This is a genomic window from Microbacterium oxydans (genome assembly GCF_000956525.1).
GTDB lineage: Bacteria > Actinomycetota > Actinomycetes > Actinomycetales > Microbacteriaceae > Microbacterium > Microbacterium oxydans_A.
The window spans coordinates 40,375-59,283 of sequence record NZ_JYIW01000016.1 but is presented as its reverse complement, the minus strand read 5'-3'; the positions used below and the strand labels follow the sequence as shown (position 1 = coordinate 59,283).

Here is an 18,909-nt window from a genome sequence, read left to right as displayed (position 1 = left end):
TCACACCAGCCTGTTCTGCACGAGGTAGTCGACGAGCTGCGCGGCGGCATCGCCTTCGTCGGTGATCTTCACGCCGGCCGCACGTGGGGGCTTCGCTGCCACCGAGGTCATGATCGTGCGCGGCGCGGCACTCGGGTCTGCCGAGACGTCGAGGTCGGCGAGCGAGAGCACCTCGAGCGGCTTCTTCTTCGCGGCCATGATGCCCTTGAAGTTCGGGAACCGGGCGTCAGGCAGCGCCTCGGTGATCGAGATGACGGCCGGCAGCGGGGCAGACACCGGCTGCGATCCGGCATCCGCGGCGCGTGTGCCGGTCACGGCCTCATCGGTGATCTCGACCGAGGAGAGCGCGGTCGCCTGCGCGAAGCCGAGGTGCTCGGCCAGCATCGCCGGGATGACCCCGCCCGACCCGTCGGTCGACAGGTTGCCGGTGATCACGAGGTCGGGCGCCCCGCGTCGGATGGCTGCTGCGAGCGTCTCGGCGGTGAGGCCGAGGTCGGCGCCGGCGAGCTGCTCGTCAGCGATGTGCACGGCGGATGCCGCCCCGATCGCGAGTGCACGCCGCACGGTCGCGGTCGAGGTCTCCGGCGCCATCGAGAGGGCCACCACCTCGGTGCCCTCGTGCGAGTCGGCGTAGCTCAGGGCGACCTCGAGCGCACGCTCGGTGATCTCGTCGAGCACCACGTCTCCGCCGGCACGCTCGGCGAGCCCCGTCTCGAGATTCAGGGTGCGATCACCGTAGGTGTCCGGCACCTCTTTGACCAGGACGAAGATCTTCATCGATTGCTCCTCACGACTGCCTTGATTCTAGTCCTGCGGTACTGGGTTCCACTTGTTGCGCGACCGAGAACCATCGACGGCTGCGCCTGCGGTGTGCGCGTCACCCTCGCGCGGCCCGCCGCCACCGCTACCGTAGACCTGTGGTCCGACCCCGTCCGCTCCCCGTCGATCCGCTCGCTGAGGCGAAGCGGCAGTGGGTCGCGCACGGATGGGCGGATGCCGCAGACGGCATGGCCGTCGTCACCTCGGTGATGCGTGCACAGCAGCTGCTGTTGGCGCGCGTGGATGCCGCCCTCAAGCCGTTCTCGCTGAGCTTCGCCCGCTACGAGGTGCTGCGGCTCCTGGCCTTCAGCCGGGCCGGACGACTGCCCCTGTCGAGCGCGGTCGCCCGCCTGCAGGTGCACGCGACCACCGTCACCAGCACGGCCGACAGGCTCGTCCGCGATGGGCTCATCGTGCGCGAACCGCATCCGCACGACGGCCGCGCCTCGATGCTCGCCCTGACCGACGCCGGCCGCGAGCTCGTCGAACGTGCGACCCAGGCGCTGAACGCCGACGTGTTCGCGAATCCGGGGGTCGCGCGCGACGACGCCGCCGAGCTCGTCGCGATCGTCGCCAGACTGCGCAGGGATGCCGGCGACTTCACCGATCCGCGCCCGCATCCGGAACCGCTCTGACATGGCCGGCTTCGTGCTCGAGACCGTGATCACCGCACCGCCGGCGACAGTGTTCGCGGCGTCCCTCGATCCGGAGTTGCACGTGCGCTCGATGGCGCGGCACGGCGAGACCATGGTCGAGGCGCCGTCCGGCGGACGGTTCACCGAAGGATCGACGGTCACCTGGCAGGCGCGGCACTTCGGCATCAGGTTCCGGCTGCGATCGATCGTGTTCGACATCGATCCACCGCGTGCCTTCAGCGACCGCCAGATCGCCGGGCCCTTCGCGGCGTTCCGGCACGAGCATGCATTCGAGGAGCACCCGCGCGGCACGCTGATGCGCGACACGATCACGTTCCGCTCGCCGTTCGGCCCGATCGGCCGCGCGGTGGACGCATTGTGCATGCAGGGGTACCTGCGGCGACTCATCGAGCAGCGCAACGCGACGCTGGTCGACGAGATCGAGGGCGACGGGCGTACCCTGTCGGCATGAGCGAACTGCGCCTGCACACCACCCTCACCGGCCGCGGCCCCGCTGCGGCGATCGTGCTCAGCGATGCGCAGGTCGCCTCGCTCGGCGGCGGCAAGGCCTTCCCCGTCGCGGTCACGATCGGCGACCGCACCGCGCGCCTGCGGGTCGCCCGCATGGGCGGGGCGAACCTGATCGGCTTCAGCAAGGCGGTGCGGGCTGAGCTCGGGGTCGAGATCGACCAGGAGGTCGACGCCGTGATCCGTGTGGACGCCGCAGAGCGCACGGTCGAGGTGCCGGCCGAGCTCGAGGCGGCGCTCGACGCCGACCCCGCAGTGCGCGCCGCCTTCGACGCGCTGTCGTACTCGATCCGCAAGGAGCACGCCCGCACGGTCGCCGAGGCCAAACAGGACGCGACGCGCGAGCGCCGCATCGCGAAGATCATCGAGTCTCTGCAGAACTAGCCGTTCACGATTCAGCAAGAATTCGCCACGGCGACCGAAAACGGGGTCTGCGACGGCGACCCGGCCCGGTTCTTGCTGAATCGTGCACGGCCGCATGGTTCAACGGTTCCGGAAGTCCGGAGCGCGCTTCTCCCGGAAGGCAGCCATGCCCTCCTTCTGATCCGCCGTGTCGAACAGTGCCGCGAACGCCTGCTTCTCGTGGGCGAGCCCCTCGGCGAGCGTCGTCTCCATCGCGGCGTCGAGCGCAGCCTTCGCCGCGTACACGGACGGAAGCGAGCGCGCCGCGATCGTCTCGGCGAGGGTCGTCGCCTCGGCCAGCAACTCGGATGCCGGAACAACTCGCGAGACGAGGCCGGAGCGCTCGGCCTCCTCGGCACCCATGAAACGCCCGGAGAGCACCAGCTCGGCAGCCTTGTAGTAGCCGACCGCCCGGATCAGACGCTGCGTCCCGCCCATGCCGGGGATCACACCGAGGTTGATCTCGGGCTGTCCGAACTTCGCCGTGTCGGCGGCCAGGATGATGTCGCACATCATCGCGAGCTCGCAGCCTCCACCGAGCGCGAACCCGGAGACGGCAGCGATCACCGGCGTGCGCACGGCGGCGAACTCGCGCCAGATGCCGAAGTGGTCGGTCGCGATCATCTCGGCGGCGGACATCCCCTCCATCTCCTTGATGTCGGCGCCGGCGGCGAATGCCTTCTCGGATCCGGTGAGGACGATCGCCCCGACGCCGTCGTCGGCATCGAAGGCGATGGCTGCCGCGGTGACCTCTTCGGCCACCCGGCTGTTCAGGGCGTTCAACGCCTGCGGACGGTTCAGGGTGATCCACCCCACTCGTCCGCGCTGCTCGACGAGGATCGTCTCGAATTCGGTCATGGTGTGTCTCCCTCGGCTGTCACGTCGTCGTTGCCTTCAGTATCCCCGAGCCCTCGGCTCCCTGAAGGAGCGGAGCAGGACGACGGGCTCACACGCGGTCGTCGCGGATGTCGGTGATGATGCCGGAGAAGTCGCGACCGGCGCCGTCTCCCGCTGCGAAGGCCGCATAGATCTGCTGCGCGAGGCGGCCCATCTGCGCATCCGTCGACGTCTGCTCGATGGCCTGCAGCGCGAGCCCGAGGTCCTTCGCCATCAGGGCGCCGGCGAAACCAGGCTGGTAGTCGCGGTTCGCCGGGCTGGTCGGCACAGGACCGGGGACGGGGCAGTTCGTCGTGATCGACCAGCACTGGCCGGATGCCTGCGACACGACGTCGTACAGCGCCTGGTGCTCGAGTCCCAGCCGCTCGCCGAGCACGAAGGCCTCGGCGACCGCGATCTGCGAGACCGCGAGGACCATGTTGTTGCACACCTTCGCCGCCTGGCCGAGGCCGGGTCCGCCGCAGTGCACGATCCTCTTGCCCATCGCTTCGAGCAGCGGCAGCGCCGCGGCGAAGTCCTCGTCTGATGCACCGACCATGAATGCGAGCGTGCCGTTCTCGGCCCCGACGACGCCGCCGGACACCGGCGCATCGATGTTGCGGTGCCCCGCGGCGGTCGCGAGCTCGTGCGCCGTGCGCGCCTCGTCGACCGCGATCGTCGAGGACTCGATGAACAGCGTGCCGGGCCGGGCCGCCGCGAGCAGTTCGGTGCGATACGCCTCGATCACGTGCTTCCCGGCGGGGAACATCGTGATGACGACATCCGCATCGGTGACGGCATCCGCACCGCTCGCCGCGACGGGGATGCCGGCGGCCTCCGCCGCGAGGATCGCCGCCGGGACGAGATCGAATCCGCGCACCTCGTGCCCTGCCCGCAGCAGGTTGACGGCCATCGGCAGCCCCATGTGCCCGAGGCCGAGGAACGCGACGACCGCCCGTGCGGGTGCCGCGCTCATGACGCGCTCCGCATCGACGCGGAGCCGGCCGGCCGCAGCATCTCGCGTCCGACGATCAGCCGCATGATCTCGTTCGTGCCCTCGAGGATCTGGTGCACCCGCAGATCGCGGACCACCTTCTCGATGCCGTAGTCCTGCAGGTAGCCGTAGCCGCCGTGCAGCTGCAGTGCGCGGTTGGCGACGTCGAACCCGGCATCCGTCGCGAAGCGCTTGGCCATCGCGCAGCGCATCGTCGCATCCGGCGCGTGCTCGTCGACCGCCTGCGCGCCGTCGCGGACCATGAGCCGCGCGGCCTGCAGGTCGGTGCGCATGTCGGCGATCGCGAACATGATCGACTGCTTCTCGGCGAGCGGCTCTCCGAAGGCGAGGCGCTCGTGCACGTACTGCACTGCGCGGTCGAGCGCCCACTGCGCCCCGCCGATCGAGCAGGCGGCGATGTTCAGGCGTCCGCCGTTGAGCGCCGACATCGCGATCGCGAACCCCTTGCCCTCGTCTCCGAGCATGGCGGATGCCGGGACCCGCACCCCATCGAGCACGACCTGGCGGGTGGGCTGCGCGTGCCAGCCCATCTTCTTCTCCAGTGCGCCGAAGCTCAGGTGCTCGGCGTCGCCCGGCACGAGGAAGGCGCTGATGCCGCGGGCGCCGGGCTCGCCCGTTCTGGCCATGACCACATAGACGGCCGCCTCGCCGGCTCCGGAGATGAACTGCTTGACGCCGGTGAGCACGAAGTCGTCGCCGTCGCGCACGGCGCTCGTGGAGATGTTCGCGGCATCGGATCCTGCACCCGGCTCGGTGAGGCAGTAGCCGCCGAACTGCTCCATGCTGGTGAGCGTCGGCAGCCATTCCTCGCGCTGCGTGTCGTCTCCGTAGGTGTCGATCATCCACACCACCATGTTGTGGATCGAGATGTACGCGGCGACCGCGGGGTCTCCCTTCGCGAGCTCCTCGAAGATCGCGACGGTGTCGGAGCGGCTGAGGCCGGTGCCGCCGAACTCCTCGCGCACGTAGATGCCGCCGAGCCCCAGCTCGCCGGCTCGGCCGAGGGACTCGCGCGGGAAGATGTGCTGCTCGTCGCGCTCGGCGGCGAAGGGGGCGAGCTCGGCATCCGCGAACTCCCGGACCGCGTCGAGGATGGCCTCGCGCTCTTCGGCGGTGGTGGTGATGGTGGTCATTGTCATCGTCTCTGGGTCCCTGAGCGTGTCGAAGAGTGGGTCAGTGCATGGTGGGGATCACGAAGCTCGCGCCCTCGCGGATGCCCGCCGAGGGCCAGCGGCTCGTCACGGTCTTCGTCTTCGTGTAGAAGCGGAAGGCGTCGGCGCCGTGCTGGTTGAGGTCGCCGAAGCCGCTCTTCTTCCAGCCGCCGAAGGTGTAGTACGCGATCGGGACGGGGATCGGCACGTTCACCCCGACCATGCCGACCTCGACGCGGGCAGCGAAGTCGCGGGCCGCGTCGCCGTCTCGTGTGAAGATCGCGACGCCGTTGCCGTACTCGTGCTCTGAGGCCATCCGCAGTGCCTCGTCGTAGTCGGCGGCACGGGCGATCACGAGCACCGGCCCGAAGATCTCCTCGCGGTAGATCGCCATGTCGGTCGTGACGTGGTCGAACAGCGTCGGTCCGAGGTAGAAGCCCTCCTCGTACCCCTCGACCGAGAATCCGCGACCGTCGGCGAGCAGCGTCGCACCCTCGTCGATGCCCTGCTGGATGTAGCCCTTGACGCGTTCGACGGCGGCGCTGCTGACGAGCGGACCGTAGTCGACGTCGGCGGCGAGCGCTGGGCCGATCCGCAGCCGGGCGACGCGCTCCGAGAGCTTGGCCGCGAGGGCGTCCGCCGTCTCCTGACCGACCGGCACCGCGACCGAGATCGCCATGCACCGCTCGCCGGCCGAGCCGTAGCCTGCGCCGATCAGCGCGTCGACGGCCTGGTCGAGGTCGGCGTCCGGCATCACGATCATGTGGTTCTTCGCGCCGCCGAAGCACTGCGCCCGCTTGCCGTGTGCGGCGGCCGTGGCGTAGATGTACTCGGCGATGGGCGTCGACCCGACGAAGCCGACGGCGCGGATGCGGTCGTCGGTGAGCAGCGTGTCGACGGCCTCCTTGTCTCCGTGCACGACGTTGAGGACGCCGGCGGGAAGCCCGGCCTCGAGGAACAGCTCGGCGAGGCGCACCGGCACCGAGGGGTCGCGTTCACTCGGCTTGAGCACGACGGCGTTGCCTGCGGCGAGCGCGGGCCCCGCCTTCCACAGCGGGATCATGGCCGGGAAGTTGAACGGGGTGATCGCTGCGACGACGCCGAGGGGCTGACGCATCGAGTACACGTCGATGCCCGCTCCGGCTCCGGTGGAGTACTCGCCCTTCAGCAGGTGCGGGGCCCCGGCTGCGAACTCGATGACCTCGAGGCCGCGCTGGATGTCGCCCTTCGCGTCGTCGACGGTCTTGCCGTGCTCGCTGGCGAGGAGTTCGGCGAGCGACTGCATCTCGCGCTGGACGAGGTCGAGGAAGCGCAGCAGCACACGAGCACGCTTCTGCGGGTTGGTCGCCGCCCACTCCAGCTGCGCGGCTGCAGCGTTCGCGATCACCTCGCGGACCTCGTCGGCGGATGCCAGCGGCACACGGGCCTGGACGGCGCCGGAGCTGGGGTCGAACACGTCGGCGAAGCGTCCGGCATCTGGGGTGCGGTGCGTTCCGCCCACGAAGTGCGGGATCGTACGAGTCATTTTGCGACTTCCCTCCGTGCCATCGTTGGCACATTGGGGAGTTTACTTCGCCCTCCGCAGAATTACTAGGACATCCACGTAAATCCCTCTCCGGCGATCTCGCGTGTTCCATGGGCGTTCACCGTCCGGTCACCTTCGTCGATTACAACTGCAGGTGCGCGGAAGACTCAGACCGGAACGGGTAGTCACGGATTTCCGCGCCGCGGAGAGCGGATCCCGCTCCCGCCGCGGTGCCCACACCGCAGGACCCCCGCCGAATCGGGTCGGCGGGGGTCTTCTCCGTCTGCGCTGGTTCCGTCTGCGCTGGTTCCGTCTGCACGGGCCTCAGAGTCGTTCGATGATCGTGGCGTTCGCCATGCCGCCACCCTCGCACATCACCTGCAGGCCGAGGCGTCCGCCGGTCGCCTCCAGGTGATCGACGAGCGTGCCGAGCAGGCGGGTGCCTGACGAGCCGAGCGCGTGCCCGAGGGCGATCGCGCCCCCGCGAGGGTTGAGCTTCGCGGCATCCGCTCCGAGCTCTGCCGCCCACGCCAGTGGCACCGATGCGAATGCCTCATTCACCTCGTAGGCGTCGAGGTCGTCGATCGAGAGGCCGGCGCGCTCCAGGATGCGCTTCGTCGCCGGGATCGGCCCCGTCAGCATCATGAGCGGGTCGTCGCCGACCACCGCGAAGGAATGGAAGCGGGCGCGCGGCGTCAGGCCGAGCTGCGCAGCACGCTCGGCGCTCATCAGCAGTGCGGCGGATGCTCCGTCGGTGAGCGGCGAGGAGTTGCCGGCAGTGATCCGCCAGTCGAGTTCGGGGAACCGGGCAGCGAGCTCCTCGGTGCGGAACGCCGACGGCAGTCCGGCGAGTCGCTCGGCCGTCGTTCCGGCGCGCACGGTCTCGTCGGCACCCGCATCCGGCGCCTCATCGACGGCGATCACGGTGCGGTCGAAGAACCCCGACTCCCAGGCATCGCTCGCGCGACGGTGCGACTCGGCGGCGTAGGCGTCGAGCTGCTCGCGGGTCAGCCCCCACCGCGCGGCGATGAGTTCGGCGGAGACCCCCTGATTCACCAGCCCATCGGGGTACCTGGCGCGCAGGCGGGGCGACATCGGCGACCCGCCGACGCCCGACGAACCGAGCGGCACCCGGCTCATCGACTCGACCCCGCCGGCGATCACCACGTCGTAGGCGCCGGCCATGATGCCCTGGGCAGCGATGTGCACGGCCTGCTGGCTCGAGCCGCACTGCCGGTCGATGGATGCCGCCGGCACGGTCTCGTCGAAGCCGGCGGCGAGCACGGCCTGTCGCGCGATGTTCGTCGACTGCTCACCGACCTGGCTCACGCAGCCGAGCAGCACGTCGTCGATCTGCCTGGACTCCAGTCCGGTGCGTGCGAGCAGGGCCGCGAGCGTGCCGGCGGCGAGGTCGACCGGATGCACCTCCGACAGCGCTCCCCCCGGCTTGCCGCGCCCGACGGGCGTGCGGACGACATCGACCAGAACCGCTGCAGTGCGTGTGCTCATGCCACCATTGTGCGCCAGCGCAGGGGCGGGAAGGCTCATGGGTGGGGCTGAATGTACCCGTCTTCCACTGCGCGGCGGTAGAGGTCGACCTTGGTCACCGCGGGTCGACCGGCGGCGGCATACTTGCTGCGCACACGGCGGACGTGATCGAGCACGGTCTCACGCGTGATGAAGAGCGCCTGCGCCACGTTGTCGGCCGTCGCACCGGCCGCGTAGCGGCTGAACACCTCGGACTCCCGCGCCGACAGTGCGATGCGGGCGGGTGTCGAGGGGACTCGCGCGATCGACGCGGTCCAGTCCCCCCGCGGGAGTTCACCGCGGACAGCGGCCCGCAGCGCGACCATCAGGCGCGGCACCTCGTCGGCCTTGTCGACCATGCCGACCGCGCCGGCTCTGGCTGCCGCCCGGATCACGGCGAGCGGCTCCAGCGACGCGTGCACGAGCACGCGCGCACCGGCGCCGACCAGCGCTGCGACATTGCGAGCCGGCGTCGAGCCGTCGGAGAGCGTCAGATCGAGGAGGATCACATCCGTCCGCACCTTGGCGGCGAGCAGTTCGGCGACGGACCGCCCTGCGGCGACCACCTGGAATCCCGGATGGCTCTGGATGATCGCCGTCACCCCCACCAGCATCGCTCGATGATCATCGATGACTCCGACCCGCACGACCATTCGTTCCCCGTTCCCCCGGTGACGGACCGGGGCGAGCTGACATGGTGGGCTCGCCCCGGTCCACGGGACGCACGAAGAGGCACCCCAGAGCATGACTTCGAAGCGGCGAGTTCGTGACGCCGATTCTGCACTCGTGTCGGTCACGCCGAATAGAATCGATGTCGCGCCGCGACCCTGGCGCAGCCCCCGTTCGGCGTGTCCGCGATCCGGCCGCCCCGTCACCCGAGGACCCGCCATGTCCAGCGATTCCATCACCGTCTCCATCCGCCGCGAGGTCGATCCCGACCGCATCAACGAGGCGACCGCCTGGGTGCAGCGCGGCGTGAACAAGGCCAACCAGTACCCGGGATTCCTCGGCTCCGGGTGGGTGCGCGCCGGCGCAGACTCGCACGTCTGGCACATGCTGTACCGCTTCGCCGACGAGGAGACCCTGGTCGCCTGGGAGGACTCGGCGGAACGCGCATCCTGGTTGGAGACGGGTCAGGGACTCGTGCTGAGCGAGCGCTCGCGACGACGCAGCGGGATCGAGGGATGGTTCGACGATCCGGCCACCGGCACGATCACGGTGCCGACCGGCGACGGCACCGACTCCGTCTCGGTCGGCAGCGCACCGCCCCGGTGGAAGCAGGCCGTCACGATCTGGCTCGGCTTCTTCCCGGTGAACCTCGCGTTCACCGCCGCGATGAGCCCGGTCCCCGGGTGGGATTCGCTGCCGTTCTGGCTGCGCGTGCTGGCGACGACCCTCGTGCTGACGCCGATCATGACGTACTGGGTGCTCCCCTTCGTCACGCGCTCCCTGCGCACCTGGCTCGCGCGCTGAGCCTTCCGCTCAGATCACGCCGACCGCGGTGAAGGCCAGCTCGGCAGCGCCGAGCAGCAGCCGGTCGGCCGCGAGGGATGCCGGCAGGATGCGCAGCTCCTCGGCGTTCTCCGCCATCGCGGCTGCGCTGACCTGTTCGGCGAAGCCATCGGGATCGAGCTCGACGAGCAGCGCCAGGAATCCGCCGAGCACGACGACCGCCGGATCGAGGATGTTCACGGCATCCGCGAGCGCCTGCGCGAGGATGCCGCGCTGGCGCCGGCACTCCGCACCGACAGCCTCGTCCGTGGAGGCGGCGATGGCTGCAGCGAGCCCCGCGTCATCCGCGCCGGTCAGCCCGAGCACGTCGAGGAGGCGGGCCCTGCTGACCTCGTCCTCGAGGGTCGCCGCGTCGTCGGTCCGCACCCGGTTCTGTCCGAACTCGCCCGCGTAGCCGCCGACGCCGCCGACCGCGATGCCGTGCACGATGATCCCGCCGCCGATGCCGGAGGGGCCGCCGTTGAGGTAGACGACGTCATCGGCTCCTCGTGCGGCGCCGAACAGGTGCTCGGCCAGCGCGCCGAGACTCGCGTCGTTGCCCACGGCGACCGGGAGTCCCGTCGCCGCGGCGATCGAGGCGCGCACCGGGGCATCCACCCAGCCGAGGTGCGGGGCATTGCGGACGAGACCGTCGGCCTGACGCACCAGACCGGGAACCGCGACGCCGATGCCGACCACACGCGACCCGCGCAGCTCACCGTGCGACCAGCGCGCGATCACCTCGGCGACCAGCGCGGTGACGGCCTCGGCCGACGGCAGCTCGATCTCGATCCGTTCACGCGCCGAGATGCCGCGGGCGAGGTCGATCGCGGCGATCTCGACGGCGTCGACCTCCGGGTTCACGGCGATCACGACCGTCTGCGGGGCCGCCTCGACCACGGGAGACGGCCGACCGACGCGTCCGGCGGGGTCGGGGTCGCGCTCGACGACCCACCCGTCCGCGACGAGTTCGGCGACGAGATCTGCCACGGTCGAGCGGTTCAGCCCGGTCGCCGCGGTGAGCTGGGCGCGCGATCGCGGGCCTTCGAGGTGCACCCGCCGCAGTAGGCGGGCGAGGTTGCGTGCGCGGACGCCGTCGCCGGCATCCTTCACGGCAGCGATTCCGCTGGGCTCCGTCGAAGCATCCGTCGCCACGTGCCCTCCTTCTCGTCCGGCGTCCCAGTCTAGGAGGCTGGACATCCCGGCCCTCAGCCTATATGTTGTTGCTCACAACAATTGAGAGCGGTCGCCGCCGCGCCCCCATGCGAAGGAGCATCATGAGCCTCACCCCGACCCGCGCCGACAAGTTCTCGTTCGGACTCTGGACGATCGGCTACAACGGCACCGATCCCTTCGGCGGACCCACGCGACCCGCACTCGACGTCGTGCACGCGGTCGAGAAGCTCTCCGAGCTCGGCGCCTACGGACTCACCTTCCACGACGACGACCTGTTCGCCTTCGGTTCGACGGATGCCGAGCGGCAGACCCAGATCGACCGCCTGAAGGGCGCGCTCGCCGACACCGGCCTCGTCGTGCCGATGGTCACCACCAACCTCTTCAGCGCCCCGGTCTTCAAGGACGGCGGCTTCACCTCGAACGACCGTCAGGTTCGTCGCTTCGCGCTGCGCAAGGTGCTGCGCAACCTCGACCTCGCCGCCGAACTCGGCGCCAAGACGTTCGTGATGTGGGGCGGCCGCGAGGGTGCGGAGTACGACTCCGCGAAAGACGTCCGCGCCGCACTCGAGCGCTACCGCGAGGCCGTGAACCTGCTCGGCGACTACGTGACCGACAAGGGCTACGACATCCGCTTCGCGATCGAGCCGAAGCCGAACGAGCCCCGCGGCGACATCCTGCTGCCGACGCTCGGCCACGCGATCGCGTTCATCGACTCCCTCGAGCGGCCTGAGCTGGTCGGCGTGAACCCGGAGGTCGGGCACGAGCAGATGGCCGGACTCAACTTCACCGCCGGTATCGCGCAGGCGCTCTTCCACGGCAAGCTGTTCCACATCGACCTCAACGGGCAGCGCGGCATCAAGTACGACCAGGACCTCGTGTTCGGGCACGGCGACCTGCACAACGCGTTCTCACTCGTCGACCTGCTCGAGAACGGCGGCCCGTCGACAGGCTCAGGGACCCAGCCGGTGCCGGCCTACGACGGCCCCCGCCACTTCGACTACAAGCCCTCGCGCACCGAGGACGAGACCGGGGTCTGGGACTCGGCCGCCGCCAACATGCGCACCTATCTGCTGCTGAAGGAGCGCGCTGCCGCCTTCCGCGCCGATCCGGAGGTGCAGGAGGCGCTGGCCGCCGCGAAGGTCGCCGAGCTCACGACCCCCACCCTGAACGAGGGCGAGTCCTACGACGACCTGCTCGCCGACCGCACTGCCTACGAGGACTTCGACACCGACGCGTACCTCGGCGGCAAGGGCTTCGGCTTCGTGCGTCTGCAGCAGCTCGCGACCGAGCACCTGCTCGGCGCCCGGTGATCCGCTGATGGCACTCGTCCTCGGCGTCGACTCCTCGACGCAATCGTGCAAGGTCGTCGTGGTCGACGCCGAGACGGCTGCAGTGGTGCGCAGCGGTCGTGCCGCACACCCCGACGGCACCTCCGTCGACCCGAACGCGTGGTGGACCGCGCTGAACGCGGCGATCGCCGGGGCGGGCGGACTCGACGGCATCGGCGCGTGGGCCATCGGCGGACAGCAGCACGGCATGGTGGCGCTCGATGCGTCGGGCACCGTCATCCGTGACGCACTGCTCTGGAACGACACCAGGTCGGCGGATGCCGCGGCCGACCTGGTCGCGGAGTTCGGCGCGCAGGAACTGGCCGACCGCACCGGTGTGGTGCCGGTGGCATCGTTCACGATCTCGAAGCTGCGCTGGTTGCGCGACCACGAACCCGAGCACGCAGAGCGGGTCGCGGCGGTCGCGCTCCCCCACGACTGGCTGACCTGGCGACTGCGGGGGTACGGGCCTGCAGGGGCGGATGCTGCGCCGCTCGGCCCGGTGCTCGAGGAACTCGTGACCGACCGATCCGATGCATCCGGCACCGGATACTGGAGCGCCGCGACCGGGGAATACGACCGGGAGCTGCTGGTCGCCGCACTCGGGCACGATGCGGTGCTGCCGCGCGTGCTCGGCGCCGAGGAGTCGGTGCAGGATGCGGCCGGACGCGCGGTCGCTCCCGGTGCCGGCGACAACGCCGCTGCCGCGCTCGGCCTCGGCGCGGATCCCGGTGACGTCGTCGTGTCGATCGGCACGAGCGGCACGGTCTTCGCGGTGAGCCAGGAGCCGTCGGCGGATCCGTCCGGCATCATCGCCGGCTTCGCGTCTGCCGACGGCCACTTCCTCCCGCTCGTGTGCACGCTGAACGCGGCGCGGGTGCTCGACGTCACGGCGACACTGCTCGGCGTGGATCACGAGGAGCTCAGCCGACTCGCACTCGCGGCACCTGCCGGATCGCACGGCCTGACGCTGGTGCCGTACTTCGAGGGAGAGCGCACTCCGAACCTGCCGGATGCGACCGCGACGCTCAGCGGCATGACGCTCGCCTCGACCACGCGCGAGAACCTGGCACGGGCCGCGGTCGAGGGGATGCTGTCAGGACTCGGCGCCGGGCTCGATGCGCTGCGTGCGGCAGGGGTGCCGCTGCGGCGGGCCCTGCTGATCGGCGGCGGCGCGCAGTCGGCTGCCGTGCGGGAGATCGCACCGCTGGTGCTCGGCATCCCGGTCGAGGTTCCGGCTGCGGGCGAATACGTCGCGCTCGGCGCTGCGCGACAGGCCGCCGGGCTGGTCTAGGCAGGGCGCGGGCCGCCGCCGCGGTTCCGGTCGCAGTTGCTGCCGCCTCGGCATCCGACTCCCCTGTTCCGGTCGCGATTGCTGCCGCCTCGACATCCGAGGAGCGGCAGCAATCGCGACCGGAACAGCGGCAGTGCCGTCAGATGCCGAAGATCCGCCAGGATGCCGCGTGCGTCGCACCGGGAGCGAGCGTCACGAGGTCGACACCGGAGTTGAAGGCGTCGGGCGGGCACGTCATGGGCTCGACCGCGAGGCCGATGCGGTGCGTCTCCTGACGTGCCGGGGTGTCGGCCGTGTGCACCTGCACCCACGGGCAGCGCTCGTCCCACGCCATGCCGACACCCTGACCGTCGGCGGCAGTCAGGCGCACCTCGGCGACCCCGTCTGCACGGCTCAGCTCGGTGAAGGCGTGATCGATGAAGACGTCGGCGATCGGGCGCGGCGTGCGGAAGTCCCACTCCGGATGCTCCGTCACGGGCTCGACCGCGACGGGGCTCAGCCGGTCAGGGGTGACGGTGAGGACCTCGGATGCCGGAAGGGTGAGCGTCCAGTCGTCCACCCGCCCGGAGGGTCCAGCCACGAGGTACGGGTGCGGCCCGGTCCCCCAGGGCGCAGCATCAGCCCCGACGTTGTGCGCCGTCACCGTCTGGTGCAGACCATCGGTGTCGAGCCGGTATTCGACCTCGACCTCGACGCGGAACGGATACCCGGTCTGCGGCAGGATCACCGCCGCCAGCACGACCCGGTCGTCGAGCACGAGCCGGTCTTCGAACTCGGCCCAGGCGAGCAGTCCATGCAGCGCGTGGCTGCGTTCGGGCTCGGTCAGCGGCAGCTGAAGCTCCTCGCCCTCGAAACGGTACCGGCCGTCGACGATGCGGTTCGGCCACGGCGCGAGCGTCGCGCCGCGGTAGCCCGGACGCACCTCATCCGCACCGAAGGGCACGACGAGGTCGCGGCCGTCGATCGTGAGCGTCCGCAGCGTCGCACCGATGCTCGCGATGTTCGCCTCGTAGCCGTGGGCGGCGAGGCGAAGCTGGCGACCGGAACGGGGAAGCATCACAGGCCCTTCGACAGGCTCAGGGACCCAGGGTGGGAACGCAGGCTCAGGGACCCAGGGTGGGGGCCCTTCGACAAGCTCAGGGACCCAGGGTGGGGGCGCGGGCTCAGGGACCGAGGCATCAGAGGCCCTGCGCCAGGCGGTAGTACGCCTGGTTCCAGCGGACCTGCTGCTGGAACTCCGGCAGCGTGGTGCTGTCGTCGATCACGAGCAGCTCGATCTCGGCCATGTCGGCGAAGTCACGGAACGCGTCGAGGCCCACCGCAGTCGACATGACCGTGTGGTGCGCAGCGCCGGCGGTGAGCCAGGACGCAGCACTCGTGGTGAAGTCGGGCTGCGGCTTCCAGACTGCGCGACCGACCGGCAGCTTCGGCAGCGAGGCCCGCGGCGGCACGTTCTCGACCACGTTCGCGGTCAGACGGAACCGGTCGCGCATGTCGCTGAGGGCGACGACGATCGCGGGGCCGGGGTCGGCCGTGAACACGAGGCGCACCGGGTCGTCCTTGCCCCCGATGCCGAGCGGGTGGATCTCGAGCGTGGGCTTCGCGGTCGTGAGCGACGGCGACACCTCGAGCATGTGCGCGCCGAGGATCAGCTCGTCGCCCGGCGTCATGTCGTAGGTGTAGTCCTCCATGAGGCTCGCACCGCCGGGGAGCCCCGAGCCCATGACGTTCGCGATACGCACCAGGATCGCGGTCTTCCAGTCGCCCTCGGCACCGAAGCCGTAGCCCTCAGCCATCAGGCGCTGCACCGCGAGGCCGGGCAGCTGCTTCAGCGCGCCGAGGTCTTCGAACGAGGTGGTGAACGCACCGAAGCCGCCCTCCTCCAGGAAGGAACGCAGCCCGATCTCGATCGCCGCGCCGTCGCGCAGCGACTCGTGCCGCTCACCGCCGCGGCGGAGCTCGGGCGCGACCTCGTACAGCTCCTCGTACTCGGCGACGAGCGAATCGATGTCGGCAGCGGATGCCGCGGCCACGGCATCCGCCAGCTCGTTCACGCCCCACGTGTTGACCTGCACGCCGAAGCGCAGCTCGGCCTCGGTCTTGTCACCCTCGGTCACCGCGACGAAGCGCATGTTGTCGCCGAAGCGCGCGAGCTTGAGGTCGCGGGATGCCGCGAGTCCTGCAGCCGCACGCTGCCAGGTGCCCAGCTCGCGCCGAAGACGCGGGTCGGAGGCGTGCCCGACGATCGTCTTGCGCGGCACGCCGAGGCGCGTCTGGATGTAGCCGAACTCGCGGTCGCCGTGCGCGGCCTGGTTCAGGTTCATGAAGTCGAAGTCGATGTCAGCCCAGGGCAGCTCGACGTTCGCCTGCGTGTGCAGGTGGGCGAGCGGCTTCTGCAGCGCGTCGAGACCGGCGATCCACATCTTCGCGGGGCTGAACGTGTGCATCCAGGCGACGAGCCCGATCACGCGGTCGTCGGCGTTGGCCTCGAGCGCGGTGCGCTTGATGGCGGCAGAATCCGTCAGCACCGGCTTCCAGACGATCTTGACCGGCACCTCGGACGACTCGTCGAGCAGCCGTGCGATCTCCTGCGACTGCGTCGCGACCTGCGCGAGCGTCTCGGGTCCGTACAGGTGCTGGCTGCCGGTGAGGAACCAGACCTCGTAGCCGTCGAGGGAGGTGGTGAGTGCCATGAGGTGCCTTTCGGAGTTGGTTGCCGGCCGGGAACTGGGTCGCTGGCCGGGAGTTGGTCGCTGGCCGGGAACTGGGTCGCTGAGCCTGTCGAAGCGCTACAGCGAGTCGACGGCGGCGGCCTCGATGGCGAGGCCAGCCCGGTAGCGGTCGAGGTAGGAGGCGAAGCCGGCGACATCCGCCGGATCGGGGTCGACGGTGGACAGGGATGCCGTGGCGAAGACGCGCTGATCGAGGTACTCGACCAACGACACGTCACCGGCGTGCGAGAGATACGACGCGAGCACCGCGATGCCCCATGCGCCACCCTCCGCGGCGAGCTCGCCGACCGCGACGGGTGCGTCGAGTGCGCCGGCGAGGAACCGCTGTGCGACCCCGGCGGTGCGGAACATGCCACCGTGCGCGAACATCCGGTCGAGCTGCACGCCCTCGGCCGCGAGCACCTGCATGCCGAGCGCGAGCGTGCCGAACACGCCGTAGACCTGGGCCCGCATGAAGTTCGCGAGCGTGAACGCGCTCTCCGGCGTGCGCACGAACAGCGGGCGCCCCTCGAGCAGTCCGGCGATCGGCTCGCCGGCGAGGTGGTTGTAGGCGATCAGCCCACCGGCATCCGCCTCACCCTCGAGCGCCTCGCGGAACAGCGCATCGAAGGCGGCATCGTCGCTGACCGGCTGGCCTGCGACCGCAGCGAAGCGCGTGAACAGCCCAGCCCAGGCCGCGAGCTCGCTGGCGCCGTTGTTGCAGTGCACCATGGCGACCGCGTCGCCCGCCGGTGTGGTGACGAGATCCAGTTCGTGGTGCACCTCGGCCAGCGGATGCTCCAGCACGACCATCGCGAAGATGCTCGTGCCGGCGCTGACGTTGCCGGTGCGGGGGGCGACGGAGTTCGTGGCCACCATGCCGGTGCCGGCGTCGCCCTCGGGCGGGCACAGCGGGATGCCGGGGCGCAGCGCGCCGCTCGGGTCGAGGAGCGCGGCGCCGTGCTGCGTGAGCGTGCCGGCAGCCGCGCCGGCAGGGAGCACGGCCGGCAGCAGCTGTGCGACAGGTGCGGGCAGCCGGTCGCCGATGAGGGCGTCGTAGGCGCGCAGCATCCGCTCGTCGTAGTCGCCGGTCGCGGAGTCGATCGGGAACATCCCTGAGGCATCGCCGACGCCGAGCACCCGCTCGCCCGTGAGCTGCTCGTGCACGTAGCCGGCGAGGGTGGTGACGCTCGCGAGCTGCGCGATGTGCGGTTCGGCGTCGAGCACTGCCTGGTGCAGGTGCGCGATCGACCACCGCAACGGGATGTTCACGCCGAACAGCTCACCCAGCTCGGCGGATGCGGCACCGGTGCTCGTGTTGCGCCAGGTGCGGAACGGCACGAGCAGCTCGCCCGATCCGTCGAACGCGAGATAGCCGTGCATCATGGCCGAGACGCCGATGGCACCGAACGTCTCGGGGCGGATACCGTGGCGCTCCTGCGCGTCGTCGATCAGCGCCGCGTAGGCCGACTGCAGCCCCGACCACACCTCGTCGATCGCGTAGGTCCAGCGGCCGTCCTCGAGGCGGTTCTCCCAGGAGAACGAGCCGGTGGCGAGCACCTCGGTCGCATCGGACCCGATCAGGCACGCCTTGATGCGGGTGGAGCCCAGCTCGATGCCGAGGCTGGTGCGGGCTTCGCGGATGTCGTCGGCGGCGGATCCCTGTCCACCGGCCTGGGGCGCTGCGCTCTGCGGAAGGGTCATCGCCGGGTGTCCTCGCTCTGGCCGTACACGTTCTGGTAGCGGTCGAACAGGCTGTCGATCGCGGACTGCGGGATCGGGATCAGCGGGCCGGCCTCGCGGGCGAGGTGCACGGTGCGCGCGACATCCTCGACCATGACGGCTGCCTTCACGGCATCCTTCGCGTCGCTGCCGATCGTGAACGGACCATGGTTCTGCATGAGCACCGCGCGGGATCGGTGGCCGCTGAGCGTCTCGACGATGCCGCGCCCGATCGAGTCGTCGCCGATGATCGCGAACGGGCCGATCGGGATCGGGCCCCCGAACTCATCGGCCATGGCGGTGATCACGCAGGGGATCTCCTCGCCGCGCGCGGCCCATGCCACGGCGTAGGTCGAGTGCGTGTGCACGACGCCGCCGACGGCCGGCATGTGGCGGTAGACGTAGGCGTGCGCTGCGGTGTCGCTCGACGGGGAGCGCTCGCTGCCCGGCGTGCCAGGGATCACGGCACCGTCGAGGTCGCACAGGATCATGTTCTCGGGCGTGAGGTCGTCGTAGCTCACACCGCTCGGCTTGATCACGAACAGGTCGGCGCCGGGCACTCGGCCCGAGACGTTGCCGCCGGTCCAGACGATCAGGCCGTAGCGGACCAGTTCGCCGTGCAGGCGGGCGACATCTGCCCGGACGGTGGCGATCGCGCGCTCGACGGCGGGATCGAAGGTGGGGGCGTCGTTGCTCACAGCTGCCTCAG

Annotated in this window: 18 protein-coding genes; 6 read left to right on the top strand and 12 right to left on the bottom strand. The window is 70.4% G+C overall.

All coding sequences use genetic code 11. The annotated features are described in order from the left end of the window. Positions 1–777, bottom strand: a complete 777-nt coding sequence (locus tag RS83_RS02165; RefSeq protein ID WP_045277870.1) for an electron transfer flavoprotein subunit beta/FixA family protein — start codon at positions 775–777, stop codon at positions 1–3. Positions 778–917: 140 nt separating this feature from the next. Between RS83_RS02165 and RS83_RS02160 the strand changes: the two genes are divergently transcribed. The 3 genes from RS83_RS02160 to RS83_RS02150 are packed head-to-tail and all read left to right on the top strand — an operon-like array spanning position 918 to position 2,366. Beyond that, positions 918–1,454, top strand: a complete 537-nt coding sequence (locus RS83_RS02160; protein ID WP_045277869.1) for a MarR family winged helix-turn-helix transcriptional regulator — start codon at positions 918–920, stop codon at positions 1,452–1,454. After that, on the top strand, positions 1,408–1,926 hold the full coding sequence (locus RS83_RS02155) for an SRPBCC family protein (RefSeq protein WP_082071476.1): 519 nt from the start codon (positions 1,408–1,410) through the stop codon (positions 1,924–1,926). The genes RS83_RS02160 and RS83_RS02155 overlap by 47 nt, the downstream gene beginning before the upstream one ends. Next, entirely contained in the window at positions 1,923–2,366 is a 444-nt protein-coding gene (locus RS83_RS02150; RefSeq protein ID WP_045277867.1) for a YdeI/OmpD-associated family protein, read from the top strand. Before RS83_RS02155 ends, RS83_RS02150 begins: the two co-directional genes overlap by 4 nt. A gap of 99 nt (positions 2,367–2,465) precedes the next feature. Here RS83_RS02150 and RS83_RS02145 read toward each other — a convergent pair whose 3' ends face one another. The 6 genes from RS83_RS02145 to RS83_RS18880 all read right to left on the bottom strand — a co-directional run bounded on the left by RS83_RS02145 (position 2,466) and on the right by RS83_RS18880 (position 9,080). Beyond that, positions 2,466–3,242, bottom strand: a complete 777-nt coding sequence (locus RS83_RS02145) for an enoyl-CoA hydratase-related protein (RefSeq protein ID WP_045277866.1) — start codon at positions 3,240–3,242, stop codon at positions 2,466–2,468. A gap of 88 nt (positions 3,243–3,330) precedes the next feature. Then, positions 3,331–4,236 (bottom strand): 3-hydroxyisobutyrate dehydrogenase, encoded by a 906-nt coding sequence (gene mmsB, locus RS83_RS02140; RefSeq protein ID WP_045277865.1) that lies wholly within the window; start codon positions 4,234–4,236, stop codon positions 3,331–3,333. After that, positions 4,233–5,414, bottom strand: coding sequence for an acyl-CoA dehydrogenase family protein (locus RS83_RS02135; protein WP_045277864.1), 1,182 nt, complete (start codon positions 5,412–5,414; stop codon positions 4,233–4,235). Before RS83_RS02135 ends, mmsB begins: the two co-directional genes overlap by 4 nt. Positions 5,415–5,448: 34 nt before the next feature. Then, positions 5,449–6,951, bottom strand: a complete 1,503-nt coding sequence (locus RS83_RS02130) for a CoA-acylating methylmalonate-semialdehyde dehydrogenase (protein ID WP_045277863.1) — start codon at positions 6,949–6,951, stop codon at positions 5,449–5,451. A 324-nt stretch (positions 6,952–7,275) separates the two neighbouring features. After that, positions 7,276–8,460: a thiolase family protein gene (locus tag RS83_RS02125; protein WP_045277862.1), complete on the bottom strand. Its 1,185-nt coding sequence runs from the start codon at positions 8,458–8,460 to the stop codon at positions 7,276–7,278. Positions 8,461–8,495: 35 nt separating this feature from the next. Then, positions 8,496–9,080, bottom strand: a complete 585-nt coding sequence (locus RS83_RS18880) for a helix-turn-helix transcriptional regulator (protein WP_197072046.1) — start codon at positions 9,078–9,080, stop codon at positions 8,496–8,498. 286 nt (positions 9,081–9,366) lie between these two features. On the opposite strand from RS83_RS18880, the gene RS83_RS02115 reads away from it, so the two are divergent. Next, complete coding sequence (locus RS83_RS02115; RefSeq protein WP_045277860.1) at positions 9,367–9,951, top strand: antibiotic biosynthesis monooxygenase; 585 nt, start codon at positions 9,367–9,369, stop codon at positions 9,949–9,951. 9 nt (positions 9,952–9,960) lie between these two features. Here RS83_RS02115 and RS83_RS02110 read toward each other — a convergent pair whose 3' ends face one another. Next, a complete protein-coding gene (locus RS83_RS02110; protein WP_230115319.1) occupies positions 9,961–11,124 on the bottom strand; it encodes an ROK family transcriptional regulator in 1,164 nt (387 codons plus the stop codon). A 122-nt stretch (positions 11,125–11,246) separates the two neighbouring features. Between RS83_RS02110 and xylA the strand changes: the two genes are divergently transcribed. Next, positions 11,247–12,455, top strand: a complete 1,209-nt coding sequence (gene xylA, locus RS83_RS02105; RefSeq protein ID WP_045277859.1) for a xylose isomerase — start codon at positions 11,247–11,249, stop codon at positions 12,453–12,455. Between the two features lie 7 nt (positions 12,456–12,462). Then, on the top strand, positions 12,463–13,767 hold the full coding sequence (gene xylB, locus RS83_RS02100; protein ID WP_045277858.1) for a xylulokinase: 1,305 nt from the start codon (positions 12,463–12,465) through the stop codon (positions 13,765–13,767). A gap of 139 nt (positions 13,768–13,906) precedes the next feature. On the opposite strand, the gene RS83_RS02095 is transcribed toward xylB, so the two are convergent. From RS83_RS02095 to RS83_RS02080, 4 genes are all read right to left on the bottom strand, one after another. Continuing rightward, on the bottom strand, positions 13,907–14,824 hold the full coding sequence (locus tag RS83_RS02095) for an aldose 1-epimerase family protein (protein WP_045277925.1): 918 nt from the start codon (positions 14,822–14,824) through the stop codon (positions 13,907–13,909). A gap of 121 nt (positions 14,825–14,945) precedes the next feature. Next, on the bottom strand, positions 14,946–16,460 hold the full coding sequence (gene araA / locus RS83_RS02090) for an L-arabinose isomerase (RefSeq protein ID WP_045277857.1): 1,515 nt from the start codon (positions 16,458–16,460) through the stop codon (positions 14,946–14,948). A gap of 96 nt (positions 16,461–16,556) precedes the next feature. Further along, positions 16,557–18,182, bottom strand: a complete 1,626-nt coding sequence (locus RS83_RS02085) for a xylulokinase (RefSeq protein ID WP_045277856.1) — start codon at positions 18,180–18,182, stop codon at positions 16,557–16,559. Further along, complete coding sequence (locus tag RS83_RS02080) at positions 18,179–18,898, bottom strand: L-ribulose-5-phosphate 4-epimerase (protein ID WP_045277855.1); 720 nt, start codon at positions 18,896–18,898, stop codon at positions 18,179–18,181. Before RS83_RS02080 ends, RS83_RS02085 begins: the two co-directional genes overlap by 4 nt. Positions 18,899–18,909: the final 11 nt, after the last annotated feature.